This is a genomic window from Streptomyces sp. NPDC104226 (assembly GCF_055584085.1).
In genome coordinates this window covers 171,568-196,011 of the sequence record NZ_JBVJMS010000008.1, presented here as the reverse complement: position 1 = coordinate 196,011, position 24,444 = coordinate 171,568, and the positions used below count along the sequence as shown (strand labels likewise).

At 71.3% G+C, this 24,444-nt stretch carries 25 protein-coding genes; 6 read left to right on the top strand and 19 right to left on the bottom strand.

Going from position 1 to position 24,444, the window contains the following annotated elements; genetic code table 11:
- The first annotated feature begins 65 nt into the window (after nt 1–65).
- Nucleotides 66–1,214 (top strand): TDT family transporter, encoded by a 1,149-nt coding sequence (locus ACZ60J_RS25190; RefSeq protein ID WP_469685156.1) that lies wholly within the window; start codon nt 66–68, stop codon nt 1,212–1,214.
- Here the strand turns inward: ACZ60J_RS25190 and ACZ60J_RS25185 are convergent.
- Both ACZ60J_RS25185 and ACZ60J_RS25180 read right to left on the bottom strand, forming a co-directional pair.
- Nucleotides 1,211–1,924, bottom strand: coding sequence for a helical backbone metal receptor (locus ACZ60J_RS25185; protein WP_469685155.1), 714 nt, complete (start codon nt 1,922–1,924; stop codon nt 1,211–1,213). The two genes, ACZ60J_RS25190 and ACZ60J_RS25185, sit on opposite strands and share 4 nt — an antisense overlap.
- A gap of 4 nt (nt 1,925–1,928) precedes the next feature.
- Nucleotides 1,929–2,582, bottom strand: a complete 654-nt coding sequence (locus ACZ60J_RS25180; RefSeq protein WP_407839944.1) for a helix-turn-helix domain-containing protein — start codon at nt 2,580–2,582, stop codon at nt 1,929–1,931.
- A 213-nt stretch (nt 2,583–2,795) separates the two neighbouring features.
- Between ACZ60J_RS25180 and ACZ60J_RS25175 the strand changes: the two genes are divergently transcribed.
- The 4 genes from ACZ60J_RS25175 (at nt 2,796) to ACZ60J_RS25160 (ending at nt 7,542) form a co-directional block, all read left to right on the top strand.
- Nucleotides 2,796–3,701 carry a 5'-3' exonuclease gene (locus ACZ60J_RS25175; RefSeq protein ID WP_469685605.1) on the top strand — a complete coding sequence of 302 codons (906 nt, stop codon included), beginning with the start codon at nt 2,796–2,798 and terminating at the stop codon, nt 3,699–3,701.
- Between the two features lie 61 nt (nt 3,702–3,762).
- Complete coding sequence (locus ACZ60J_RS25170; protein WP_469685153.1) at nt 3,763–4,611, top strand: siderophore-interacting protein; 849 nt, start codon at nt 3,763–3,765, stop codon at nt 4,609–4,611.
- 420 nt (nt 4,612–5,031) lie between these two features.
- Nucleotides 5,032–6,564, top strand: a complete 1,533-nt coding sequence (locus ACZ60J_RS25165; RefSeq protein WP_469685152.1) for a serine hydrolase — start codon at nt 5,032–5,034, stop codon at nt 6,562–6,564.
- Nucleotides 6,565–6,582: 18 nt separating this feature from the next.
- Nucleotides 6,583–7,542 carry an RluA family pseudouridine synthase gene (locus tag ACZ60J_RS25160; RefSeq protein ID WP_469685150.1) on the top strand — a complete coding sequence of 320 codons (960 nt, stop codon included), beginning with the start codon at nt 6,583–6,585 and terminating at the stop codon, nt 7,540–7,542.
- A gap of 10 nt (nt 7,543–7,552) precedes the next feature.
- Here ACZ60J_RS25160 and ACZ60J_RS25155 read toward each other — a convergent pair whose 3' ends face one another.
- The 13 genes from ACZ60J_RS25155 to ACZ60J_RS25095 form a co-directional block, all read right to left on the bottom strand.
- Complete coding sequence (locus tag ACZ60J_RS25155) at nt 7,553–8,200, bottom strand: TetR/AcrR family transcriptional regulator (RefSeq protein ID WP_469685149.1); 648 nt, start codon at nt 8,198–8,200, stop codon at nt 7,553–7,555.
- 90 nt (nt 8,201–8,290) lie between these two features.
- Nucleotides 8,291–11,137 carry a DEAD/DEAH box helicase gene (locus tag ACZ60J_RS25150; protein ID WP_469685148.1) on the bottom strand — a complete coding sequence of 949 codons (2,847 nt, stop codon included), beginning with the start codon at nt 11,135–11,137 and terminating at the stop codon, nt 8,291–8,293.
- A 65-nt stretch (nt 11,138–11,202) separates the two neighbouring features.
- On the bottom strand, nt 11,203–12,123 hold the full coding sequence (locus tag ACZ60J_RS25145; protein ID WP_469685147.1) for a diacylglycerol kinase: 921 nt from the start codon (nt 12,121–12,123) through the stop codon (nt 11,203–11,205).
- A 36-nt stretch (nt 12,124–12,159) separates the two neighbouring features.
- Nucleotides 12,160–13,125, bottom strand: coding sequence for a twin-arginine translocase subunit TatC (gene tatC / locus ACZ60J_RS25140; RefSeq protein WP_469685145.1), 966 nt, complete (start codon nt 13,123–13,125; stop codon nt 12,160–12,162).
- Between the two features lie 60 nt (nt 13,126–13,185).
- On the bottom strand, nt 13,186–13,482 hold the full coding sequence (tatA, locus tag ACZ60J_RS25135; protein WP_469685143.1) for a Sec-independent protein translocase subunit TatA: 297 nt from the start codon (nt 13,480–13,482) through the stop codon (nt 13,186–13,188).
- Between the two features lie 169 nt (nt 13,483–13,651).
- The gene (locus ACZ60J_RS25130) at nt 13,652–13,852 is read right to left on the bottom strand and encodes a hypothetical protein (protein WP_250740369.1); all 201 of its coding nucleotides are present in this window, start codon (nt 13,850–13,852) and stop codon (nt 13,652–13,654) included.
- Nucleotides 13,853–13,878: 26 nt separating this feature from the next.
- Complete coding sequence (locus tag ACZ60J_RS25125) at nt 13,879–14,091, bottom strand: CpXC domain-containing protein (RefSeq protein ID WP_243334037.1); 213 nt, start codon at nt 14,089–14,091, stop codon at nt 13,879–13,881.
- A gap of 23 nt (nt 14,092–14,114) precedes the next feature.
- Entirely contained in the window at nt 14,115–15,128 is a 1,014-nt protein-coding gene (locus ACZ60J_RS25120; protein WP_469685142.1) for a helix-turn-helix transcriptional regulator, read from the bottom strand.
- Nucleotides 15,129–15,230: 102 nt separating this feature from the next.
- Nucleotides 15,231–16,193, bottom strand: a complete 963-nt coding sequence (locus tag ACZ60J_RS25115) for a helix-turn-helix transcriptional regulator (RefSeq protein WP_469685140.1) — start codon at nt 16,191–16,193, stop codon at nt 15,231–15,233.
- Nucleotides 16,194–16,351: 158 nt separating this feature from the next.
- A complete protein-coding gene (locus tag ACZ60J_RS25110; RefSeq protein ID WP_469685138.1) occupies nt 16,352–16,729 on the bottom strand; it encodes an FKBP-type peptidyl-prolyl cis-trans isomerase in 378 nt (125 codons plus the stop codon).
- Nucleotides 16,730–16,778: 49 nt separating this feature from the next.
- Nucleotides 16,779–17,717, bottom strand: coding sequence for an FKBP-type peptidyl-prolyl cis-trans isomerase (locus ACZ60J_RS25105; protein WP_469685136.1), 939 nt, complete (start codon nt 17,715–17,717; stop codon nt 16,779–16,781).
- 125 nt (nt 17,718–17,842) lie between these two features.
- Nucleotides 17,843–19,204 (bottom strand): Pup--protein ligase, encoded by a 1,362-nt coding sequence (gene pafA / locus ACZ60J_RS25100; protein WP_371615091.1) that lies wholly within the window; start codon nt 19,202–19,204, stop codon nt 17,843–17,845.
- A gap of 201 nt (nt 19,205–19,405) precedes the next feature.
- On the bottom strand, nt 19,406–20,710 hold the full coding sequence (locus tag ACZ60J_RS25095; RefSeq protein ID WP_469685135.1) for an MFS transporter: 1,305 nt from the start codon (nt 20,708–20,710) through the stop codon (nt 19,406–19,408).
- A gap of 145 nt (nt 20,711–20,855) precedes the next feature.
- On the opposite strand from ACZ60J_RS25095, the gene ACZ60J_RS25090 reads away from it, so the two are divergent.
- A complete protein-coding gene (locus ACZ60J_RS25090) occupies nt 20,856–21,866 on the top strand; it encodes a LacI family DNA-binding transcriptional regulator (protein ID WP_469685134.1) in 1,011 nt (336 codons plus the stop codon).
- 66 nt (nt 21,867–21,932) lie between these two features.
- On the opposite strand, the gene prcA is transcribed toward ACZ60J_RS25090, so the two are convergent.
- Genes prcA through ACZ60J_RS25070 form a run of 4 tightly spaced genes read right to left on the bottom strand, consistent with a single transcriptional unit; the run spans nt 21,933 to nt 24,398 of the window.
- The gene (gene prcA, locus ACZ60J_RS25085; protein WP_469685132.1) at nt 21,933–22,697 is read right to left on the bottom strand and encodes a proteasome subunit alpha; all 765 of its coding nucleotides are present in this window, start codon (nt 22,695–22,697) and stop codon (nt 21,933–21,935) included.
- 51 nt (nt 22,698–22,748) lie between these two features.
- Nucleotides 22,749–23,588, bottom strand: coding sequence for a proteasome subunit beta (gene prcB, locus ACZ60J_RS25080; protein ID WP_469685131.1), 840 nt, complete (start codon nt 23,586–23,588; stop codon nt 22,749–22,751).
- Complete coding sequence (locus ACZ60J_RS25075; RefSeq protein ID WP_469685129.1) at nt 23,540–24,139, bottom strand: endonuclease VII domain-containing protein; 600 nt, start codon at nt 24,137–24,139, stop codon at nt 23,540–23,542. The genes prcB and ACZ60J_RS25075 overlap by 49 nt, the downstream gene beginning before the upstream one ends.
- A 46-nt stretch (nt 24,140–24,185) precedes the next feature.
- Complete coding sequence (locus ACZ60J_RS25070; protein WP_133898495.1) at nt 24,186–24,398, bottom strand: ubiquitin-like protein Pup; 213 nt, start codon at nt 24,396–24,398, stop codon at nt 24,186–24,188.
- Between the last annotated feature and the right edge of the window lie 46 nt (nt 24,399–24,444).

Below are 24,444 nucleotides of genomic sequence, written 5' to 3'. Positions count from 1 at the left end.
CAGTTTATGCCCTCATAGGAAGATCACCTCTGCCGTCCGGCCCCGCCCGGCGGGACGCTGGACCCATGGCCACCACCCTCGTACGCCCCGGTCCCACCACCCCCGGAACCCCCGCTGCCCCCGCGACCCCCGGCGCCGGTACCCGCAAGGCCCCCTCCCTGCGGCATCTCGGCCCCAACTGGTACGCCTCCGTCATGGGCACGGCGATCATCGCCAATGCCGGCGCGACCCTCCCGTACCAGCTCCCCGGCCAGCGCGTGGCCTGCCAGATCTTCTGGGTGCTGGCCACCGCCGCCCTCGCGGTCCTGCTGACCGCGCGGGCCGGCCACTGGCTCCACCACCGCGACCAGGCCCGCGCCCACCTCCTGGACCCCGCCGTGGCCCCCTTCTACGGCTGCCTGTCGATGGCGCTACTGGCCGTCGGCGGCGGTGCGCTCATCGTGGGCAAGGACCTCATCGGCGTCCCCGCCGCCATCGCCGTGGACACGGTCCTGTTCACCGCGGGCACCGCGATAGGCCTCCTCGCGGCCGTGGCCGTCCCCTACCTGATGGTGGTGCGGCACAAGGTCGAGGCCCACCAGGCCACCCCCGTCTGGCTGCTGCCGGTGGTAGCGCCCATGGTCTCCGCCGCACTCGGCCCCCTGCTCATCCCCCACCTCCCCGCCGGCCAGGCCCGCGAGGCCATGCTGCTCGGCTGCTACGCGATGTTCGGCCTCAGCCTGCTCGCGACCCTGCTGCTGCTCCCCCTGGTGTTCGGCCGGCTGATCGTCAGCGGCCCCCTCCCCCTGGCCCTCACCCCGACCCTGTTCCTGGTCCTGGGCCCCCTCGGGCAGTCGACCACCGCGGTGAACTCGCTGGCCGACATGGCTCCCGAGTCGAACACCGGTGCCTACTCCGGCGCCTTCTCCGCCTTTGCGGTCGTCTACGGAGTCCCCGTGATGGGATTCGCCCTGATGTGGCTGGCGCTGGCCGCGGCGATGCTGGTGCGGGCCGCCCGGGACGGCATGGGGTTCGCGATGACCTGGTGGGCGCTGACCTTCCCCGTCGGCACCTGCGTCACCGGCGCCGCCGGACTGGCCCGGCACACCGGCCTCACCGCCTTCTCCTGGCTGGCCGCGGCCCTCTTCCTGGCCCTGCTGACCGCCTGGTTCCTGGCCGCCGCGAACACCCTGCGCGGCCTCGCCGCCGGCCGCCTGCTGGCCGCACCCCGCTAGGCCCGCAGGGCCGCCCCCAGCACCTCCGGGGCCGCGGCCAGCGAGGGGCCGTACCAGGTCAGGTGGCGGCCGTCGACGAACGCCGCCGGGATGCCGGGGAAGGCCTCGGGCCCGTCCCCGGGCGTGAAGCGGTACGGCTCGTCCGGGAACACCACGAGCTCGCAGCCGGCGGCGGCCAGCTCGGCCGCCGGGATCCTCGGGTACCGCTCCTGGTGCCCGGCGTAGGCGTTGCGCACGCCGAGGCGGGCCAGCAGGTCCCCCGCGAAGGTGTCACGGCCCAGCACCATCCAGGGCCTCCGCCAGACCGGCACGAAGGCCGTCCGCCACTCTCCGGCCGGCTCCGCGCGGGCCCAGGCGGCCTCCGCTTCCGCCAGCCACCGGGGCCGCTCCAGCCCCATGGCCCCCACCAGGACCCGGTCCAGCTCGGTGAACGCCTGCGGGAGATCCCGTACCTCGGTGACCAGGACCTCCAGCCCGGCCTCCCGCAGCGCCGCCAGGTCGGGGGCCCGGTTCTCCTCCTCGTTGGCGAGGACCAGGTCCGGGCGCAGCTCCGCGATCGCCCGTACGTCGGGGTTCTTCGTGCCCCCGATGCGCACCGCGTCCCCCAGGGCGGCCGGGTGTGTGCACCAGTCGGTCACCCCGGCCAGCGACCCGGGCGCGCTCACGGCCACCGCCTCGGTCAGCGACGGCACCAGCGAAACGACCCGCATCCGGTCAGTGTCCCGGCGAGGGCGGCTCGGAGGTCGCGTGGATGTGTTCGCCGACCGCGACGATCAGGATCCGGGTGTCCTCGGTGACGGCCCGCCAGCGGTGGCGCACCCCGCCGGACAGGAACAGCGCGTCGCCGTTCTCCAGCCGGTACGCCCGCCCCTCGGCCTCCACCTGGCAGGCGCCCGAGACCACGTACATCAGCTCGTCGTTGCGGTGCTGGTACTCGCGGCCCGCGTCCTGGTCCCCCGTGAACTCCAGGGCGTGCAGCTGGTGGTGCCCGCGCACGAGGGGCCGTACGCCCGGGACGGGGGTCAGCGCGGAATCGTCGCCGGCCCGTACGAGGTCCACGGTGCGCGCGGTGTCGGAGGCGGCCAGCAGATCGACGGCCGTGGTCTCCAGCGCGTCCGCGACCCGTTCGAGTGACCGCATGCTGGGCCTGGCCCGCTCGTTCTCTATCTGGCTCAGGAAGGGGACCGACAGTCCGCTGCGCGCGGACACCGCGGCGAGGGTCAGGTGCAGGGCCCGGCGCCTCTTGCGCACGGCCACGCCCACCCGGAGCGGTTCCTTGGAGTCCTTGTCCCGGTCCCGCTCCTTGTCGTCCGCGCCGGTCGTCGCGCTGGTGCCGTGCTTGCCGTCGGTGCCGTCCCTGTCGTCCATGGCGGGGCTGCCCTCCCCTTGTTTCGGTTGGCCCGGCCCTGTTTCGATCGGCCCGGTGCCTCGCACATCCCACTTCGCACATCGGTGTGCTGTAAGCACCTTACGCAGCAACCGCCCCCGGTTTCGCGCTCACGGGCAGAGCAGGCCGTACCTGCGCCACTTTCCGTTTGCCCTCAGTGCATCATCGTGACCGTGACGACGACACGACGCCTGATGCTCCTGGACACCGCTTCCCTCTACTACCGCGCGTACTTCGGCGTGCCGGACTCCGTGAAGGCCCCCGACGGCACTCCGGTCAACGCCGTCCGCGGCCTGCTCGACTTCATCGGCCGCCTCGTGCAGGACCACCGGCCCGACGACCTGGTGGCCTGCATGGACGCCGACTGGCGGCCCCACTGGCGGGTGGAGCTGATCCCGTCCTACAAGGCCCACCGGGTCGCGCAGGAGACGGAAAGCGGCCCGGACGTGGAGGAGACCCCGGACACCCTGGCCCCGCAGGTCCCGATCATCGAGGCGGCCCTGGACGCCTTCGGCATCGCCCGGGTGGGGGTCCCCGGCTACGAGGCCGACGACGTGATCGGCACCCTGACCGGCCGCGCGACCGGCCCGGTGGACATCGTCACGGGCGACCGGGACCTGTACCAGCTGGTCGACGACGCGAAGCGGCGCCGGGTGCTGTACCCGCTCAAGGGCGTGGGCACCCTCCAGGTGACCGACGAGGCGTGGCTCCGCGAGAAGTACGGGGTGGACGGCCCCGGATACGCCGACCTGGCGCTGCTGCGCGGGGACCCGAGCGACGGTCTGCCGGGCGTCCCCGGCATCGGCGAGAAGACGGCGGCGAAGCTGCTGGACGCCTACGGGAACCTGGCCGGGATCATCGCCGCGATCGAGGACCCGAAGTCGAAGCTGACCCCCACACAGCGCAAGCGGCTGGACGAATCAAGGCCCTATCTGGCCGTTGCCCCCAAGGTCGTCCAGGTCGCCTCGGACGTTCCGCTTCCGGCGTTCGACCCGGCGCTCCCGGCCGTCCCGGCCCAGCCGGATCTGGTGGCCGCGCTCGCCCACCGGTGGGGCCTGAGTGGAGCCGTGGAACGTCTGGGCAGCGCACTCCGCCCCTGAGGTGCTAACTTAGGTAATCCTAAGCTTCACGGAGTCAGGGTCGGAAAGTCAGGGAGACGTCGTGGCAGAAGGACGCGCCCGCAAGGTCGGCACCGCAGTCGTCGTGCGGACCGAGCGGTTGAGTCCGCACATGGTGCGGATCGTGTTGGGCGGTGCCGGTCTGGCCGGATTCGGTGCGGGCACGTACACCGACCACTACGTGAAACTGCTCTTCGCACCGGACGGCGTCACGTACACCACCCCCTGGGACCTGGACCGGATCCGGGCGGACCACCCCCGCGAGGAGTGGCCGCGCCAGCGCGCGTACACGGTGCGCGCCTGGGACCCGGCCCACCTGGAACTGACCCTCGACTTCGTGGTCCACGGCGACGAAGGACTGGCCGGCCCCTGGGCCGCCCGCGTCCAACCGGGTGAACTCGTACGCTTCCTCGGGCCGGGCGGGGCCTACGCCCCGGACCCGGTCGCGGGCTGGCACCTCCTGGTCGGCGACGAGAGCGCCCTGCCGGCGATCGGCGCGGCGATGGAGCGGATGCCCGCCGGGGCGCTGGTCCACGCGCTCGTGGAGGTCGAGGGCCCGGACGACGAGCTGAAGATCGCCACTCCCGACGGCATCGTCCCGGTCTGGATCCACCGCGGCTCCCGCCCGATCGGGGAAGCGCTGACCGAGGCCGTCCAGGCCCTGGCCTTCCCCTCCACCGACGTCCACGCCTTCGTGCACGGCGAGGCCGGCTTCGTCAGATCCCTGCGCCACCACCTGCGCATCGACCGCGGCATCCCGCGCGAACGCCTGTCGATCTCCGGCTATTGGCGCCTGGGCCAGACGGACGAGGGCTGGCGCGCGATCAAGCGGGACTGGAACGCGGAAGTGGAAGCCGAACAGGAACGCCCCCTGGCCGGCGCCGCATCCTGACCCGGCACCGGGCTCCGGCCCAGCGGAGTTCCAGCCCGCCCGACGTGTGAGGGCACGGCCGCGGAGCGCACGCACGGGCCCCGGGTTGAGCCCGGGGAACGGCGCTGCGCAGCGGCGCATCCAGCCCCGCCGGCCGCGGAGCGCACGTACGTGTCCGGGTTGAGCCCGGGGAACGGTGCTGCGCAGCGGCACATCCAGCCCCGTCGGCATGTGAGGCGCGGGGTCCGGGGCCGAGCCCCGGGGAACGGCGGAAGGGCGGGCAGGGACGAGCCCACCCCGCCCGCACGGGCACCCCGCGGCGGGCGTCCACCGCGTCCAGGCCGGGCCTCCGGGGCACTGGGCGGCCCGGATCCCGGCCCCCGGCCGCCGCCAGGCGGCCCACGCGAGGCGGGATCGCCCGTTCGGCCGCACAATGGCTCCATGCGTACGCTCCGCGCACTCACGGCAGCCGGAGCAGCCGCCCTCCTGGCCACGGCCGGGACCGCGACCGCCGCGCCGACCCCGCCGCCCGCGCCCACCGCCCAGATCACCGACGCCCAGGTCGACGCGGCGGTGCGGCGCCTCGACGCCACCGTCGCCGACATGATGCGCCGCACCGGGGTCCCCGGTGTCTCCGTCGCCGTCGTCCACGACGACAAGGTCGTCTACCTCAAGGGCTTCGGCCTGCGCCGCGTCGGCGACCCGGCGCCGGTGGGACCGGACACCGTCTTCCAGGTCGCCTCGGTCTCCAAGCCGATCACCTCCACCGTCGTCGCCGGCGCCCTCGAGGCCCCCGGCGACTTCGACCGCAGGGTCGAGCTGCCCGGGTTCGCCCTGAAAGACCCGTGGGTCACCGACCACGTCACCACCGCGGACCTGCTGTCGCACCGCAGCGGCCTGCCCGACCACGCCGGCGACCTCCTCGAGGACCTCGGCTACGACCAGTCGTACATCCTCGACCACCTGCGCCTGGAGCCCCTCTCCCCGTTCCGGGCCAGCTACAACTACACCAACTTCGGCTTCACCGCCGCCGCCGAGGCCGTCGCCCGGGAACGCGGCGCGAGCTGGCAGAAGCTGTCCGAGGACGTCCTGTTCAAGCCCGCCGGAATGACCCGCACCAGCACCGAGTTCTCCGCCTACGAGCGGGCCGCCGACCGGGCCGCCATCCACACCGAGAACCCCGACGGCACCTGGAGCCCGAGCTTCGTCCGCAACCCCGACGCCCAGGCTCCGGCGGGCGGGGTCAGCTCCACCGCCCGCGACATGGCCCGCTGGCTGCGGCTCCAGCTCGGCGACGGCAAGCTCGACGGGAAGCAGGTCGTCCCGGCCGACAACCTCGCGCGCACCCACCTTCCCGAGATCGTCTCGGTGCCGGTCACCCCGACCGGGACCAGCGGCTTCTACGGACTCGGCTGGAACGTCAGCTACGACCAGGCGGGCCGGCTCCGCCTGAGCCACTCGGGCGCCTTCCTGCTCGGCGCGAACACCAACGTCACGATGCTCCCCCTGGAGAAGCTCGGCATCGTCGTCCTGACCAACGGCTCCCCGGTGGGTCTGCCCGACGCGGTGGCCCTGGACTTCTTCGACGTCGCCGAGTACGGCAAGGCCCGCACCGACTGGCTCCCGCTCACCGCCTCCCTCTACGCCGGGCTCGAAGGCCACTCCCCCACCGACTACGCGAAGCCGCCCGCCGGCGCGAAGCCCGCCAAGGCGGACAGTGCGTACACCGGGACGTACGACAACCCGTACTACGGCAAGGCGACCGTCACCACGGACCCCGACGGCGGCGGGCTCGTCCTCTCGCTGGGCCCCGCACCCCAGCGCTATCCGCTCACCCACTACGACGGCGACGTCTTCAGCTTCCAGACGGTGGGCGAGAACAGGGCCGGCCGCACCGGGGTGACCTTCGGCGACGGCACCCTGCGCGTGGAGTACCTGGACGCCGACCACCTGGGCACCTTCACCCGCCCGTAGCCGCTTAGCCTGTACCCGGTGAAGCGCAGATCCCACATCCCCGACGCGCCCCTGCCCCAGGTCTCCGGCATCGACCCGGTCCGCATGCGGCTGCCCCCCGACCCGGACGGGACCTGGCCGGACCTGGGCTCGTACCTCACGGCACGCTACGAGGGCACGCGCGGCGCCGAGTCCATGGACCGCCTGCTGCGCGACGGCCGGGTGCTGGGCGTCGGCGGCCGGGTGCTGCGGCCGCAGGACCCGTACGAGCCCGGCGGCTTCCTCTGGTTCCACCGGGACATGCCGCCCGAGCCCGTGGTGCCCTTCCCCATCGGGGTCGTGTACCGCGACGAGCACCTGCTGGTGGCCGACAAGCCGCACTTCCTGGCCACCACCCCGCGCGGCAGCCACGTCTTCCAGACGGCCCTGGCCCGGCTCCGGGTGGAGCTCGGCCTGCCCGCGCTGAGCCCCGCGCACCGGCTGGACCGGATGACCGCCGGGCTGGTGCTGTTCAGCATCCGGCCCGAGGACCGGGGCGCCTACCAGCTGATGTTCCAGGAGCGGCGGATCCGCAAGGAGTACGAGGCGCTCGCGCCCCACGACCCGGCGGTGCAGTTCCCCCGGACCCTGCGCAGCCACATCGAGAAGGTCCGCGGGGTGATGGCGGCGACGGAGGTCGCGGGAGCCGAGCCCAATGCGGAGACCCTGGCCGAACTCCTGGCGGTCCGGGGAGGCACCGGGCGCTACCGGCTTACCCCGCACACCGGGCGCACCCACCAGCTGCGGGTGCACATGAACAGCCTGGGCCTGCCGATCCTGGGCGACCCGGTCTATCCGCTGGTCCGCGATCCGGCGCCCGAGGACTACCGGCGCCCGCTCCAGCTCCTGGCCCGCACCCTGGAGTTCACCGATCCCGTCACCGGGATCGCGCACCGCATCGAGAGCGCCCGCAGCCTGCAGGCCTGGGAGGACCGGCCCGGCTGGGAGGCGGGTCCCTAGGGGGTGCGGCCTAGTCGACGCCCGCGATCCGCAGGGCCGCGTCGGCGGTGGCCTCCGCGAAGGAGGCCACCGGGCGCCCCGGATCGCAGCGGTGGATCAGCATGACGCCTTCGATGAGACCGAAGACGAGGTCGTTGCGGAGCACCAGCCCGGCCCGATCATCGGCGAGTTCGGCCCCGACGCCCGTGCCGTCGAGCAACTCCCGGTAGATGTCCTTGAGTTCCTGGCGCATCCGGCGGAAGCGGGCGAAGCGGGCACCGGCGACCTCCGGCAACAGGTAGAGCGCGCCCAGGTTGTACGGCCCCCCGCACAGCAGCATCACGTCGGAGCGGCACAGCTCCCAGAGCCGGCGTCCGGCGGGCCGCCCCGCATCCCGGGCCAGCCGGCGGGCCAGCTCCAGGGAGGGTGCGACCGTGGACTCCAGGAGTTCGGCGAGGAGTTCCTCCTTGCCCCCGAAGTAGTGGTACATCGTGGCCTGGCGCATCCCGGCCCGTTCGGCCACGGCGCGCGTGGTGGTGGCCGCGTACCCCTGGACCGTGAACAACTCGGCCGCCGCATAGAGGAGTTCCTCGCGCGGCGGCCGGCCGCTCACCGGTCTCTGCTGATCGGCCCGCGGACGACCGACCCGTCTCGGCCCTTCGTCCGTTCCCCCAGTCATGTTCCGATTTTCTCACGGGACACACCGAAGTGATCATGGCAAGAGATGAGATCCGGCCATGACCACTTCTGGAGGAAACCACAAGTCCGGCTAACCCACCGAACTGTAGGCCACCACACCACGCAGCAGCGCGTCCACCGCCTTGCGGGCGTTGCGGGCCACCGTGCTGCCCCCCTCCGGGGAGGAAGCGGCGGAGGGCGCCGCGGCGGCCACCTGCCCCAGCACGTCGATGACCTGCTTGCACCAGCGCACGAAGTCACCGGCCGGCATCTCCGCCTCGCGCAGCACCTCGTCCAGGCTCTTGTCGGAGGCCCACTGGTACACCGCCCACGCGAAGCCGAGGTCCGGCTCGCGCTGGCCCACGCCCTCCGCCTGGTTGATGCCGTGCTCCTCCTCCAGCGCGTCGAGCCGGCCCCAGATGTGGACCATCTCGCCGAGCGCGGCCTTCGCCGCGCCGCCTGGCACCTTCGGCGCCACCGCATCGTCGGACTGCCGCGCCTCGAAGACCAGCGCCGAGACGCAGGAGGCCAGTTCGGCCGGGCTCAGCCCCTCCCAGACACCGGCCCGCAGGCACTCCGACGCCAGCAGGTCGAGCTCTCCGTAGAGCCGCGCGAGCCGCCGCCCGTGCGGGGTCACCTCGTCCTCGCGCAGGTAGTCCAGATCCGTCAGCAGTGCGTGGATCCGGTCGAAGGTACGGGCGATGGTGTTCGTCCGGCCCTCGATGCGCTGCTCCAGCTGCCGCGTGTCCCGCTGCAGCCGGTAGTAGCGCTCCGCCCAGCGCGCGTGGTCCTCGCGCTCGTCGCAGCCGTGACACGGGTGCGCCCGCAGTGCGGTCCGCAGCCTCGTGATCTCCCGGTCGTCGGCCGCGGCCGCCCGCCCGCGCGCGTGCCGCTCCACCGTGATGTGCCCCGCCTTGGACCGCAGCTGGGACGCCAGGTCCCGACGGGACTGCGGGGAACGGGCGTTGAACGTCTTGGGGATCCGCATCCGCTCGATGGCCTCGACCGGCACCGGGAAATCGATCCCGGCGAGCCGCTTGACCTGCCGCTCCACGGTGAGCACCAGCGGGCGCGGACCCTCGGTGTACTCGTGCCCGCGGTGCCCGTTGGAACGCCCGGCCGGCACCCCCGGATCCAGCACCAGCGCCAGCCCGGCGAACTTGCCCGTCGGCACGTGGATGATGTCGCCCGGCTTGAGCTTCTCCAGCGAGCTGGCCGCCTGCGCCCGCCGCTGGGCCGCGCCCTGCTTCGCCAGGTCGTTCTCGCGGTCCTTGAGGTCGCGGCGCAGCCGCGCGTACTCCTCGAAGTCCCCCAGGTGGCAGGTCATGCCCTCCCGGTAACCGTCCAGGCCCTCCTCGTTGCGCTGCACCTGCCGGGAGATCCCGACGACCGAGCGGTCGGCCTGGAACTGCGCGAAGGAGGTCTCCAGCAGCTCCCGCGAACGGTGCCGCCCGAACTGCTGGACCAGGTTGACGGCCATGTTGTACGAGGGCTTGAAGCTGGAGCGCAGCGGATACGTACGGGTACCCGCGAGCCCGGCCAGGCCCGCCGGGTCCATGCCCCGCTGCCACAGCACCACCGCGTGGCCCTCGACGTCGATGCCGCGCCGCCCGGCCCGCCCGGTGAGCTGCGTGTACTCACCGGGGGTGATGTCGGCGTGCTGCTCGCCGTTCCACTTGACGAGCTTCTCCAGGATCACCGTGCGCGCCGGCATGTTGATGCCCAGGGCCAGGGTCTCCGTGGCGAACACGGCCTTCACCAGGCCCCGTACGAACAGCTCCTCGACGACTTCCTTGAAGGTGGGCAGCATGCCCGCGTGGTGCGCGGCGATGCCCCGCTCCAGCCCTTCGAGCCATTCGTAGTAGCCCAGGACGTGCAGGTCCTCCGTGGGGATGGAGGCGGTCCGCTCCTCCACGATCTCGCGCACCTTGAGCCGCGCCGTGTCGTCGTTGAGCCGCAGCCCCGCGTACAGGCACTGCTGGACGGCGGCCTCGCAGCCGGCCCTGCTGAAGATGAAGTTGATGGCGGGCAGCAGCCCGTCGTTGTCCAGCCGGGCGATGACCTCGGGGCGCGACGGGGTCCAGATCCGGCCGCGGGAGCGCCGCTCGCGCTCCCGGTCGGCCTCGCGGACCATCTTTCCGCGCCGCCGGTCCTTCGGGTTGTACCGGCTGGAGTTCTCCTCGCGCGCCATCCGCAGCAGGTCGGGATTGACCTCGCGGCGCGCGGAGCCGCGGCCGCCGTGGTCGGACCCCTCCTCGAAGAGGTCGTAGATCCGCCGGCCGGCCATGACGTGCTGCCACAGCGGTACGGGCCGCTCCTCGGAGACGATCACTTCGGTGTCGCCGCGCACGGTGTCGAGCCAGTCGCCGAACTCCTCGGCGTTGGAGACGGTGGCGGACAGCGAGACCAGGGTCACCGACTCGGGGAGGTGGATGATCACTTCCTCCCAGACGGCTCCGCGGAACCGGTCGGAGAGGTAGTGCACCTCGTCCATCACCACGTGGCCCAGGCCGTTCAGCGCCTGCGAGCCCGCGTACAGCATGTTGCGGAGCACCTCGGTGGTCATCACGACCACCGGAGCATCGGCGTTGACGCTGTTGTCGCCGGTGAGCAGGCCGACCTTGTCGGCGCCGTAGCGCTTGGCGAGGTCGGCGTACTTCTGGTTCGACAGGGCCTTGATGGGCGTGGTGTAGAAGCACTTGCGGCCCTGTTGGAGGGCCAGGTGCACGGCGAACTCGCCGACGATGGTCTTGCCCGAGCCGGTCGGCGCGGCGACGAGGACGCCCTTGCCGGCCTCCAGTGCCTTGCAGGCCTCGATCTGGTAGGGATCCAGGTCGAATTCGTACATCTCGCGGAAGGGCGCCAGGGCCGAGGCCTCTTCGGCGGCGCGGATCCGGGCAGCGGCGTACCGCTCGGCGGGAGAGAGTTCTTCGGTCATCTTGTCTTCGAGCCTACCCGTCGCCTCTGACAACAGTCGCGATCTTTTGCGCGGGCCCGGACGCCCTACGCCAGGAGCCGCAGGGCCGCCGGGACGCACTGCGCGGTCACCGGGAGGGGGCCCAGCGGCTCGCCGTCCGCGTAGGCCGTGATGCCGGCCGCTTCCAGGGTCACCTCCGCGGCCCGGTGGACGGTGACCTTCGGATGGCCGAGGTGGGTGCCCTTGTAGACCCGGGGGAAGACCTTCAGCAGCGTGGTCCGGCTGCAGTCGCCGACGACTATGACGTCGAACAGCCCGTCGTCGGGCACCGCGTCCGCGCAGATGCGCATGCCGCCACCGTAGGAGGAGCCGTTGCCGACGGCCACCAGCGTGGCCTCGGTCTCCAGGACCCGGCCGCCGTCCAGGGTGATCCGGTACGGGAAGGGCCGGAAGGCGGCGAGTTCCAGAGCCATCGCCAGGTCGTACTTGAACCGGCCCAGCGGCAGCCGCATCCGGTTGCCCCGGTCGTTGACCCGCGAGTCGAAGCCGGAGCACAGCACGGTCCCGTACCAGGTCCCACCGGCGCCCTCCCCGGCGCCGGCCCCTTCCCCGGCCACCCGGCCGAGGTCGATCTCGCGGACCCGGCCCTCCTTGAGGGCCTCGGCGGCCAGCCGGCCCGCCCGCGCGGGTTCCCGTACGGGCAGTCCCATCGCGCGCGCGAAATCGTTCCCGGTGCCCACCGCGACCACCCCGAGCGGCACCAGCGTGCCCGCGAGCGCCTGCAGTGCGAGGGAGACCATCCCGTCCCCGCCGACCGCGATCACCGCGCCGGTGCCCTCGCGCACCGCGGCGCGCAGCCGCGCCAGGGCGTCGGGGGCATCGCCCCCGACGACGGTCCGCACCGAGAAGCCGGCCCCGCGAAGCGCGGAAGCGGCCGGCTGCGCGGCGTGCGCGGCCCGGCCGCCTCCTGCGGTGGGATTGACGAAGAGGGTGATCTCAGCACTCACCCGCGGGAATGTACCCCCCGATGCGGCCCGCGTCGATCAGGTGGCGTCGTCGTAGCCGTTGATCCGCTGGCGTCCGCCGTCGGCCTGCTCGGGCAGGGCGCCCGGAGCCGCCACGGGCTCGACCTCACCCACCGCCGCCGGCGTCAGGTCCACCTCGGAGGCCTCGTCGTCGTCGAGACCCGCGTCCGGGTTGTTCCGCACCCGCCTGCGGTCGTTGAGGTAGCAGATCACCAGGGCGATGAAGTACAGCGCGACGATGGGAGCGGCCAGCGCCAGCATCGTCAGCGGGTCACCGGTGGGCGTCGCGAAGGCGGCGAAGATCGTGATGCCCAGCACCATCGCCCGCCACCAGCTCGCCAGCCGCTTCGCGGTCAGCACCCCGGTGACGTTCAGCAGGATCAGCAGCAGCGGCAGCTCGAAGGCGAGACCGAAGACCACGACCATGCGCGTGATCAGGTCGAGGTAGTCGTCGACCGGCAGCAGGTTGGCCGCGTTCTCCGGCGTGAACTCCAGCAGGATCACCGCGGTCTGCGGCAGGACCTTGTACGCCAGGACCGCGCCGGCGCCGAACAGCGGTGCGCCGACCCCCACGAAGGCCACGGCGTACTTCTTCTCGTGGTTGTGCAGGCCCGGGGCCACGAAGCCCCACAGCTGGTACAGCCACACCGGCGCGGAGAGCACCACGCCGGCGGTGAGCGAGACCTTGAGGGCGATGGAGAAGGGCGCGATCAGACCGTTGACCGTCATGGCGGCGCAGGGCTTCCCGTTGCGCTGCGTGACCACGCCGTTGGTGCAGCCGACGGATTCCAGGATCGGCTTCATCATGAAGTCGATCAGGTCCTTGTAGAAGAACGCGGCCACGATGGTGACCACGAGGATCCCGAGGACCGCCTTCAGCAGCCGGTTTCTCAGCTCACGCAGGTGCTCGACGAGAGGCATCCGCCCTTCGGCGTCCTTTGCCTTCCGGTCCTGCTTCTCCTGCTTGCGGGCAGACTTGAGCAACCCACGTCCCTTGTCTCGTTGCAGTTGACTGGTGGAGCGCGACCGGCGAAGCGGCCGCGGTCAGCCCTGCTTGGTGTGGTTGGGCTCGTTCACGGGGCGGGCGCTGGTGACGTCGCCGGGCGACGCCTGGATCGTGCGCGGGGCCGTGGCCTGCTGGGGTGCCGGGTCGGCGACGGAAGCGGCGGCGGCGGCGTCCTCCGCCTCCCCCTCCTTCTTCATCGCCTTCGCCTCGCTCTTGAGGATCCGGGCGGACTTGCCGAGCGAGCGGGCCATGTCGGGAAGCTTCTTGGCACCGAACAGCAGGAAGATCACGGCGACGATCAGGAGGATCTCGAGGGGCTTCAGGTTGCCGATCATGTGTGTCTTCCTTCTCACCGAAACGGCTGGTTGTGGTGGTCAAGACGGCCCGACCGAGACCGGTAAGCCGTTCTGACAAGGATCGTAACCCCCGGGGGTTAACGCCGGGCAATGCCCCGGGGCATCACCGATTGCGTGGTCAGACAGTACGACGGTTGCCCGACGATGGCTATGGCCGCACCGAGCGCCCCGCCCTGGCCAGGCCCGTGGCGGCCCGCTCCAGGTCGGCGGAGGCCTCCGAGATCCGCCGACCGGCGTCCGCGACCTGGACGGACAGCCTGCGCACCTCCACGAAGACCCGCACGGCGAGCACCCCGAGGACGGCGAGCCCGAGGAAACCCAGAGCGATTGCGAACATCGGCCACAGCATGCGACGAGCCTAGGCCACCGCGCGGCTCACACGCTGCGCAGGGTGCTCACGCCGCCACCGGTCAGCAGTTCCACGATGCGCTCACCGGCCGGCTTGCGGACCGGAGCCCCGCACTCGGGACAGGTGAAGGAGTAGAAGGTCGTACGCCGGCTGCCGCCGATGGCCAGCCGCAGGGAACCCGCGTCCAGCTCGAAGCGGGCCCGGCAGTCGGGACAGGACGCCTTGAACGCGACCGACATCGCGCGGATCCCCCCTCGGCCCCTCAGCCCCGTTCCCCGCCGGCGCCGCTCCCGGCCGCCACGTCCACGGCCGCACCGTCCTCGTACGCCGCGAGCGCCTCACGGGCCGCCCGCCGGGCACTGTCCGCCAGCTCCACCGGGGCGACGATCCGCCCCTCGCGGCCCAGCCGCAGCGCCAGACGCCGCAGAGAGCCCGGGTCGGGGGTGCGCAAAGTGATCCGCAGACCCCCCTCGGGCAGCTCCTCGGCACTGTCGTGCGGGTAGTACTCCGCCACCCAGCGCCCGCCCGGACCGACCTCCACCACGACCTCCGGATCCTCGGCGGCCGGCTGGACCAGCCCCTCGGACAGATCACGGGGCTCGATGGCGGGCGGATCCGCCCGCTCGTCCAGCAGCCGGATCTCGGCCACCCGGTCCAGCCGGAAGGTCCGCCGGGCCTCCGACAGGTGGCACCACCCCTCCAGGTAGGTGTGCCCCACCGCGAACAGCCGGATCGGATCGACCTCGCGCTCGGTGAGCTCGTCGCGCGCCGGCGAGTAGTAGCGCAGCCACAGCCGGCGCCGCTCGGAGATGGCCCGGTCCACATCGGCGAAGACCCCGCCCTCGGACTCGAAGGTCACCGACAGCCGGGAACTGGCCCCGGCCACCTCGCCCGCGGCCGCCTCCAGCTTCGCGGTGGCCCGCAGCAGCGCCTGACGGTCCCCCTCGCGCAGCCCGGGCAGCGTCGCCACGGCCCTGGCGGCCACCAGCAGCGCCGTCGCCTCGTCGGCGGCCAGCCGCAGCGGCTCGGCGGTGGACTCCCCCGAGGCATCGGGGTTGCGCCACCAGATGCGCTCCCCGTCGGTGTCGATGTCGAGCAGGTCACCGCCCCGGAAACTGGTCCCGCACATGGGCAGCACGTCGAGGTCCGAGATCAGCTCGTCCTCGGTGATCCCGAAGGCCCGGGCCACGTCCGCGATGTGCGCACCCGGGCGCTCGCGCAGATAGGTCACCAGGGACAGCATCCGGCGCGTCTGGTCGATGGCGTTGGCAGCCATGCTGGTACGTCTCCCCCTCAGGGCGTTGCTCGATGTTCTTGCCCGGTCCACCCGGTCCACCCGCTCCCGCGCGGCTCCCCGCACGGATCCCGCGCGGCCGGATCAGCCCTTGGCCACGGCCCGCAGCCGGTCCACCACGTCGGCCCGCAGATCGGCCGGCTCCAGCACCACGACATCGGGACCGAACTCCACCAGCCAGGCGTCCAGCCCGTGCCCGTACGGGATCTCCAGCTCGTCCCAGCCCTCGCCGCCGGCCCCCTCCCGCACCGCCGTGGCACGGGACCGCAGCGGATAGCCCGCCCCCGCCCGCAGCCGGATCAGCGCGGAACGCTCCGCGCTCTCCCCGGCCCACCGCGCCACGGTCTCCCGTACGGTCACCACGTCCGGGACCTCGGCCGTGTACCTGGCCGCCCGCGACCGGACCTTGCCCGTGATCCGCGAAAGCCGGAACACGCGCTCCGCCCCGCGGTCGCGGTCGAAGCCCGCCAGGTACCAGTGGCCGCGCCAGCACTCCAGGGCCCACGGCTCCACCTGCCGGGCCTCGGGACGGGCCGCGGTGGACTTGCGGTAGTCGAACACCACCGGCCGGCGATCACGACAGGCCAGCATCAGCGGCTCGAAGGCCGCCTCGTGCACCGGGATCCGCGGCTCGATGGCACTGTGCTGCCCCTCGAACGGGTCCGAGGCCTCCGGCATGCCGCCGGCCCGCAGCTTCTGCAGCGCCCCACTGGCCGCCCCGGCGAGCCGCGCCTGCTGCCACACCTTGGCCGCGACCCCCAGGGCCGCGGCCTCCTCGGCGTCCAGCGCCACGGGAGGCAGCCGGTTGGAATCACGGCGGGCCAGATAGCCGGTCTCGCCCTCCAGGTTCTCGACGGTCTCGATGACCAGCCCGAGCTCCCGCAGATCATCCTTGTCCCGCTCGAACATGCGGTTGAAGGACTCGTCGTTCCCGGCTTCCATGTAGGCCTCGATGGAACCGCGCAGTTCCCGCTTGCTGAGCGGCCGACGCGTCCCCAGCAGACACAGCGCCAGATTCATCAGCCGCTCGGCCTTGGCAATCGCCATCGACGCCCATCCGCCCTTCCAGACCTTCGAGTCGTGTCCCCGGTACACCCTCGTGACCGCTGACCGTACCGCCCCGACGGTCCTGGGCAAAAGCGAGGGCCCCTGCCTCGAAGACAGGGGCCCCGCACGCCTCACGGCGTCACATCACAGCGAACCGGTCAGGCGCCCATCAGGTCGCACACGAAGATCAGCGTCTCGCCCGGCTTGATCGCGCCACCGGCGCCACGGTCGCCGTAGGCGAGGTGGGGCGGGATGACCAGCTTGCGGCGGCCGCCGACCTTCATGCCCTGGATGCCGGTGTCCCAGCCGGAGATGACCTGACCGATGCCGAGCTGGAACTGAAGCGGCGCGCCGCGGCCCCAGGAGGCGTCGAACTCCTCACCGGTCGAGTAGGCCACGCCCACGTAGTGAACGGAAACCGGGGAACCGGCCTTGGCCTCGGCGCCCTCGCCCTCCCAGATGTCCTCGATCACGAGGTCCGCCGGGACCGGGAAATCGGGGAAGTCGATCTCGGGCTTCTCGAGCTTGTCGCTCACGGAACTGCTCCTCAAAAACTTACGAACAGGGGGTACAACCCGGACAGTCTTACACCACGGCCAGGATGTCGAGGCTGAAGACCAGCGTCGAGTTGGCCGGGATGGTGCCCTGCTCCTTGTCGCCGAAGCCCTGGTCCGGCGGGATGACCAGCAGGATGCGGCTGCCGGCCTTCTTGCCGACGATCCCGTCCTTCAGACCCTTGACCGACAGCTCCGACAGCGGCCACGTCACCGACTGGTCGGAGCTGTAGGTGCTCTCGAAGGTCTTGTCGTCCTTCCACGTCTTGCCGTGGAACTTGACCACCACGCTGTCGGTGTCCTTCACGACCGCGCCGTCGCCCTCCAGGACGTAGTTCGACACGAGCTTCGTCGGCGCCGCACCGTCCTTCGGGACGGTCACGGTCACCTCCTTGCCGTCCGTGTTCGTACCGACCTTCGGCAGGGCGGCGTCCGTCTGCGGGACCTCCTTGCCCGTGGCCGAAACCGGCACGGAGGTGGCCTTGACGATGTCCACGACGAAGACCAGCGTGGCGTTCGGCTTGATCTTGTCGCCCGAGCCCTGCTCGCCGTAACCGAGCGCCGGCGGAATCACCAGCTCCAGTCGGCTGCCGACCTTCTTGCCCTCGAGGCCCTGGTCCCAGCCCTTGATGACCTGGCCGGCACCGATGGTCACGTCGAACGGCTTGCCCTTGCCGAAGCTCTGGTCGAACGGCTCCTTGCCGTCCCAGACCTGCCCCAGGTAGTTGACCTGGGCGATGTCGCCCTTCTTCAGCGCCGGGCCGTCACCCTCGCTGACGGTCACCACCTTCAGTTCCTTCGGCGGGGTACCCGCCCCCTTCGCCAGGGTGGGGGTCTCACCGAACTTGGCACCCTTCGTGATCGCGGGCGCCCCGTTCTTCATCTCGGCGGAGTCGGAGCCGCTGTCGCCACAGGCCGCTGTCGACAGCAGCAGAAGGGGTACGACAAGCAGGCCGGCAAGTCGGCGCACGTGTTCCTCAGATCTCAGACGGCACATAGGTCATCGCCACTCTAAGGCGTGGACAGGGCCCCGTACGAGATCCGTACGAGGCCCTGGCCAAGATCAGTGCGATGCACGCGACGCCGCGCGCCGCCCTACATCCCCGCGATCAGCTTCTCCACCCGGTCGTCCACCGACCGGAACGGGTCCTTGCACAGCACCGTGCGCTGCGCCTGGTCGTTCAGCTTCAGATGCACCCAGTCGACCGTGAAGTCCCGCCGCTGCTCCTGCGCACGACGGATGAAATCACCCCGCAGCCGCGCCCTCGTCGTCTGCGGAGGCACCGACTTGCCCTCGAAGATCTTGAGGTCGTTGCAGATCCGCGCCGCCTGCCCCTTGCGCTCCAGCAGGTAGTACAGCCCGCGCCTGCGGTGGATGTCGTGATACGCGAGGTCTATCTGAGCCACCCGCGGGTTCGACATCGTCATGTTGTGCTTCGCCCGGTACCGCTCGATCAGCTGGTACTTCATCACCCAGTCGATCTCGGTCCCGATCCGGTCCAGGTCCTCCGCCTCGATCGCGTCCAGCGTCCGGCCCCACAGCTCCAGCACCTGGTCCACGACACCCTCGCGGATGCCCCGGCGCTCCGCGAAGTCCACCGCCTTGTCGTAGTACTCCCGCTGGATCTCCAGCGCGGAAGCCTCCCGGCCGCTCGCGAGCCGCACCTTGCGCTGACCCGTGATGTCGTGACTGACCTCCCGGATCGCCCGGATCGGGTTCTCCAGCGTCAGGTCCCGCATCACCGTGCCCGCCTCGATCATGCGCAGCACCAGATCGGTCGCCCCGACCTTCAGCAGCATGGTCGTCTCGGACATGTTCGAGTCGCCCACGATCACGTGCAGACGCCGGTACCGCTCCGCGTCCGCGTGCGGCTCGTCCCGGGTGTTGATGATCGGCCGCGAACGGGTCGTGGCCGAACTGACACCCTCCCAGATGTGCTCGGCCCGCTGGCTCACGCAGTAGACCGCGCCCCGGGGCGTCTGCAGCACCTTGCCCGCACCGCAGATCAGCTGCCGCGTGACGAGGAACGGGATCAGAATGTCCGCCAGCCGGGAGAATTCCCCGTGCCGGGCCACCAGGTAGTTCTCGTGGCAGCCGTACGAGTTTCCCGCCGAGTCGGTGTTGTTCTTGAACAGATAGACGTCGCCCGCGATTCCCTCCTCGTGCAGGCGGCGTTCGGCGTCGACGAGCAGGCCTTCGAGAATGCGCTCGCCGGCCTTGTCGTGGGTGACCAGTTCGATCAGGTTGTCGCATTCGGGAGTTGCATACTCCGGATGCGAACCCACGTCGAGGTAGAGGCGGGCGCCGTTCCGCAGGAAGACATTGCTACTGCGGCCCCATGACACAACACGGCGGAAGAGGTAGCGCGCCACTTCGTCAGGAGACAGTCGGCGCTGTCCCCTGAACGTGCACGTGACGCCGTACTCGTTCTCCAGCCCGAAAATGCGGCGGTCCATGACTGAACATTACGCCTTCTGCTCTGTTCTGAAACCGAGTTCGCAGGCGCCGTTTCGATCATTTTCCCGAGGGGCCACCCCACCGACCGCCCGCCGACCACCCGTCCACCGCCCTCCGACCGCCGCCGGACCGCCCCCACACGCCCCCTCCGCGCCCCTCAGCCGCCCCCCAGTCGCCCCTCGGACGCCCGCAGGCCCCGCCTAAGACCCCGTCGCCGACGCCTCCGCAGAGCCCTCCAACGGCCCCGCCGAACCCGCCGCGACCCCCGCCGCCGAACCGGGCTCAGACCCCGGCCCCGGCACAGCCCCCGCCACCGCGCGGCTCGCACCCGGACGCGCCAGCACCCGCTGAGTCACCGTCAGCACCAGCAGCGCCGCGGCCCCCGCCACGCTCGCCACCGCGAACCCCGCCGCCGTACCCCCCGCCTCCACCGAAGGACCCGCCGCCGCCGTACCGATCGCCGCACCCACCCCGAAGAACGTCACCAGCCACGAGAACGCCTCCGTCACCGTGCCCACCGGAGCGTGCCGGTCCACCACGATGAACGCACACGCCAGAGCCGGAGCCAGGAACACCCCCGCCAGCGCCGCGAACCCCGTCATCGCCACCACACCCGGCACCAGCATCAACGGCAGGTAACACACCGCCAGCAACGCCACCAGCACACGCAGCCGCCGCTCCGGCGCACCCGCCCACTGCCGCGCCCCGTACAGCACCCCACCGCACAGCGCACCCAGACCCAGCGCCGCCATCAGCCAGCCGTACACCGCCTGACCACCGTGCTCGTCCGCGTACGCCACACCCGCCACCGTGATCGACCCCAGCGCCGTCCCCACGAAGAAGAACGCCCCCAGCAACGCCAGCAGACCCGGCGAGCGCAGCGCTCCCAGCCAGTGCGCCTCCCGCGGCTCCGAACGCCACGTACGCGAAGGCTCCGACACCACGACCGACAGCGCACCCAGCACCCCGATCCCGTTCAGCACCAGCAGCGCCACCGCCGGATCCCACAGCGCCACGCACAGCGTCACCAGCAGCGGCCCCACCGTGAACATGACCTCCTGGGCCACCGCGTCCATCGCGTACGCCGCGTGCACGCGCTCCTCCTTGCCGCCCAGCACGCTCGGCCACAGCGCCCGCAGCCCGCCCTCCAGCGGCGGCGTGAAGAGACCCGCGATCACCACCGCCGCGTACGCCACCACCGCCGACCCGGTACCGGCCAGCGCCAGCCACACCATGCCCAGCGCCGACACCACCGCCGCCGGCAACTGCACCCGCGGCTGCCCGAACAGGTCCACCGCCCGCCCCAGCAGCGGCTGCCCCACCGCGTTCGACACCCCGTACGCGGCCGCGAGCGCTCCCGCCAGGCTGTAGCTGCCCCCCTCCGCCCGGGTGAACAGCACGATCGCGATCGGCCCCGTCCCGTTCGGCAGCCGGCCTATGAGCGTGCCCACCAGCAGCCTCGCGGCATGCCGGGTCCTGAGCAGCTCCGCGTAACCCGCGGCCATGTCCGCCCCCTTCTGCCCGGACCCAGCCGGGAGTCATCCAAGTAATACGTATAACGTAACCGGTCATACGTACCATGACCACAGTCGGACGGTCCACCCACCCGACACCCACACCCCCCGCGACCTCGCACTACAGGAGCACCGTGTGACGAGACCCACCAGCCGCGACGTGGCCACCGCCGCCGGGGTCTCCCAGGCCACCGTCTCCCTCGTCCTCGGCGACAAATGGCGCGGCCGCGTCTCCGAACGCACCGCCGACCACGTCCGCCACACCGCCACCGAACTCGGCTACCGCCCCAACCTCGCCGCCCGCAACCTCCGCCTCGGCTCCACCCGCACCGCCCTCCTCGTCGTCCCCGCCCTCACCAACGAGTTCTTCGCCCGCGTCTACACCGGCGCCGCCCGCATCGCCGCCGAACACGGCTTCGGCGTCGTCCTCTACCCCTCCCCCGACGGCACCGGCCCCGCCCGCGACCCCTTCGCCTCCGCCCGCGCCGCCCTCGACGGAGTCATCGCCTCCTCCATGGCCGCCGACGCCCTCCACGCCCTCGGCGGCGACGGACTCCCCCTCGTCATGCTCGACAGCGACCCCACCGCCGACACCGCCGACGCCCACGTCAACCTCGCCATCGCCGACGGCATGCGCCAGACCGCCGAACACCTCCTCGCCCACGGCCACCACCGCTTCCTCCACCTCGCCTCCGCCATCGACTCCTGGACCTTCGACGTCCGCGCGGACGCCCTGGCCGCCCACCTGCCGCCCGGCACCGAGCTGCGCACCGTACGGGCCGACCTCAGCGTGGAAGCCGCCCGTACGGCCATGGAAGCCGCCCTCGACACCCCCGCGGACCGCCGCCCCACCGCCGTCGTCTGCGACGACGACATCCTGGCCGCCGGCGCCTGCAAAGCCGCCCGCCGCCTCGGCCTGCGCATCCCCGAGGACCTCTCCGTATCCGGCTTCGACGACCTCGCCCTCGCCACCGCCGTCGAACCGGAACTCACCACCGTCCACCTCCCCGCCGAACGCGTCGGCGAACAGGGCATGACCGCCCTCCTCGCCGTCCTCGAAGGCACCCCCCGCACCCCCGCGCCACCCGTCGACATCCCGGTCCACCTCGTCGTACGCGACTCCACGGGCCCGGCACCGCGCATCTGAGCCCCCGGGAACGCGAAAGCGCCCCCGGCCCGAAGGCCAGGGGCGCTCACGCACACACGTCCCGCTCTACTCGGCTTCCTCTTCGGGAGCCTCGTCGTTCGACACGGCATCCGCCTGGACGGCCGCCGGAACGTCCGCCTCCAGCAGCCGCGACAGCTGCCGGCCGCGGATCCGCTTGAACTTGCGCTGCTGGGCCCGCGTACGGTCCAGCACCGCCACCTCCAAGCGCTCCGCCGGAATCGACTTGTCGGCACCGTTCGCCTGGCTCGACAGCGCCTGCACCGCCAGCTTCAGCGCCTCGGACAGGGTCATCCCGTCCTGGTGCCGCTGATCGAGGTAGGTACTGATCTGCTCGGCGTTGCCGCCCACGGCCACGGACCCGTGCTCGTCGACGATCGACCCGTCGTGCGGCAGCCGGTAGATCTGGTCCCCGGCCGCCGTCGCGCCGACCTCGGCCACGACCAGCTCCACCTCGTACGGCTTCTCCCCCGCACTCGAGAAGATCGTGCCGAGCGTCTGCGCGTAGACGTTCGCCAGCCCACGGGCCGTCACATCGTCGCGGTCGTAGGTGTATCCGCGCAGATCCGCGTAGCGCACACCGCCGATCCGCAGGTTCTCGTACTCGTTGTACTTGCCGGCGGCCGCGAAGCCGATCCGGTCGTAGATCTCGCTGAACTTGTGCAGCGCGCGGGACGGGTTCTCACCGACGAACACGATGCCGTCGGCGTACTGGATCACAACAAGGCTGCGACCACGGGCGATGCCCTTGCGGGCGTATTCCGCCCGGTCGGCCATGGCCTGCTGGGGTGACACATAGAACGGAGTCGACACCGGCTTTCCGTCCCTTTCTTCTGGACGACGAGGAGGTCAGGGCGGGACGGGTCAGAGCAGTGCGGCGCGCGGACCGTCGGGCTGCTCCAGCCGACGGTTCGTGATCTTGCGGGCCAGCTCCGAGGACTCCTCGTCCGACAGCCTGCGGAATCCCTCTTCCGTCATCACGCTGACGATGGGGTAGATGTGGCGGTAGAGGTCCGGGCCGCCCGTCGCCGAGTCGTCGTCGGCGGCGTCGTACAGCGCCTGGATGACGAGCGTCGTCGCCTCCTCCTCCGTCAGCTTGGAGTGGTACAGCTTCTTCATCGAGCCACGGGCGAAGATCGAACCCGACCCGGTCGCGGCGTACCCGTGCTCCTCGGAGCGGCCGCCGGTCACGTCGTAGGAGAAGATCCGCCCCTTCTCCTTGGCCTCGTCGTACCCCGCGAAGAGCGGCACGACGGCCAGCCCCTGCATGGCCATGCCCAGATTGCTCCGGATCATGGTCGACAGCCGGTTCGCCTTGCCCTCGAGGCTGAGGGTCGCGCCCTCCACCTTCTCGAAGTGCTCCAGCTCCAGCTGGAACAGCTTCACCATCTCCACGGCCAGACCGGCGGTGCCGGCGATGCCGACGGCGGAGTACTCGTCCGCCGGGAACACCTTCTCGATGTCCCGCTGCGCGATCATGTTCCCCATGGTCGCCCGCCGGTCACCGGCGAGCACCACCCCGCCGGGGAAGGTGACGGCCACGATGGTCGTCCCGTGCGGCGCCTCGACGACCCCGTCGGGCAGCTTCCGGTTGCCCGGGAGCATCTCGGGCTGGTGCGCGCCCAAGAAGTCCATGAAGGACGACGACCCCGGCGTCAGGAAGGCTGCCGGTAGACGCCCTGTGCTACGAGTGTTGGGTTCCACAGGTTTCCTTCCACGTAAGCGGCTGCACGCCTCAAGACGTCCGGCCGATCCTTGAGTTGCCCGATTCCTGCGTTACAGCCGAAGCAAAGTACGCCTCGGACCTTACCCGTCCGGTGATCGTGATCCACATGCTCCGCCGGACTCTCTTGGCAGAGGATGCAGACACCGCCCTGAGCTTCGATCATCGCGTCCCGCTCGGCCTCGGTGATCCCGTAGGACCGCTTGAGATGCCCCGCTCGCCCACGAGCCGCTTTGCAGGGCTTACAGCAAGTAGCGAGCCCGTCAGGCGCAGTTGCATTCTTGTGCCACTCGCTATGCGGCTTGACTTCGCCACATGAACGACACTGCTTCCACCCCGACGGGACTTCCGCCCTCTCCCAAACCTGTTTGCCCTTTTCTGCCCGGCGCCGCCGGTAGTAGTCGGCTCCGTACGCCGCCACGCACTCCCGGCATCGGGCCTGCAGGCCGTCCTTGGTGGCGCGGTTCGCAGCGAATGAGCTGAGCGGCTGCTGGCGGCCACATCCACGACATAGCTTCGTTTCCGTAGACATGACCCAAGCCCAGCAGGCTCACCTTCACTTCGAAGGCAAAAGGGCCTTACTGACCACCCTTTTGAACGAAGCTTCGAACAAAATCCTCGGCGTTCTCTTCGAGCACATCATCGATTTCATCGAGTACCGAGTCGACGTCGTCGGAGAGCTTTTCCTGTCGCTCCTTGAGGTCGGTCGATTCTTCGACCGCGGCCTCCTCGACCTCCTCGGTCGAGCGCTGCGCCTTCTGCTGTCCGCCGCCGGTGTCCTTGGTCGCCATGTCTAGCTCACCCCGCTCGGTTCGCACGCTCACGTGAAAGACCCCG

Bases quoted from the DNA above. Each gene is read 5' to 3' on its own strand.
- ACZ60J_RS25190 (WP_469685156.1), top strand. From the start codon at position 66: ATGGCCACCACCCTCGTACGCCCCGGTCCCACCACCCCCGGAACCCCC.
- ACZ60J_RS25185 (WP_469685155.1), bottom strand. From the start codon at position 1,924: ATGCGGGTCGTTTCGCTGGTGCCGTCGCTGACCGAGGCGGTGGCCGTG.
- ACZ60J_RS25180 (WP_407839944.1), bottom strand. From the start codon at position 2,582: ATGGACGACAGGGACGGCACCGACGGCAAGCACGGCACCAGCGCGACG.
- ACZ60J_RS25175 (WP_469685605.1), top strand. From the start codon at position 2,796: ATGCTCCTGGACACCGCTTCCCTCTACTACCGCGCGTACTTCGGCGTG.
- ACZ60J_RS25165 (WP_469685152.1), top strand. From the start codon at position 5,032: ATGCGTACGCTCCGCGCACTCACGGCAGCCGGAGCAGCCGCCCTCCTG.
- ACZ60J_RS25155 (WP_469685149.1), bottom strand. From the start codon at position 8,200: ATGACTGGGGGAACGGACGAAGGGCCGAGACGGGTCGGTCGTCCGCGG.
- ACZ60J_RS25150 (WP_469685148.1), bottom strand. From the start codon at position 11,137: ATGACCGAAGAACTCTCTCCCGCCGAGCGGTACGCCGCTGCCCGGATC.
- tatA (WP_469685143.1), bottom strand. From the start codon at position 13,482: ATGATCGGCAACCTGAAGCCCCTCGAGATCCTCCTGATCGTCGCCGTG.
- ACZ60J_RS25130 (WP_250740369.1), bottom strand. From the start codon at position 13,852: ATGCTGTGGCCGATGTTCGCAATCGCTCTGGGTTTCCTCGGGCTCGCC.
- ACZ60J_RS25125 (WP_243334037.1), bottom strand. From the start codon at position 14,091: ATGTCGGTCGCGTTCAAGGCGTCCTGTCCCGACTGCCGGGCCCGCTTC.
- ACZ60J_RS25120 (WP_469685142.1), bottom strand. From the start codon at position 15,128: ATGGCTGCCAACGCCATCGACCAGACGCGCCGGATGCTGTCCCTGGTG.
- ACZ60J_RS25115 (WP_469685140.1), bottom strand. From the start codon at position 16,193: ATGGCGATTGCCAAGGCCGAGCGGCTGATGAATCTGGCGCTGTGTCTG.
- pafA (WP_371615091.1), bottom strand. From the start codon at position 19,204: ATGGACCGCCGCATTTTCGGGCTGGAGAACGAGTACGGCGTCACGTGC.
- ACZ60J_RS25095 (WP_469685135.1), bottom strand. From the start codon at position 20,710: ATGGCCGCGGGTTACGCGGAGCTGCTCAGGACCCGGCATGCCGCGAGG.
- ACZ60J_RS25075 (WP_469685129.1), bottom strand. From the start codon at position 24,139: ATGTCTACGGAAACGAAGCTATGTCGTGGATGTGGCCGCCAGCAGCCG.
- ACZ60J_RS25070 (WP_133898495.1), bottom strand. From the start codon at position 24,398: ATGGCGACCAAGGACACCGGCGGCGGACAGCAGAAGGCGCAGCGCTCG.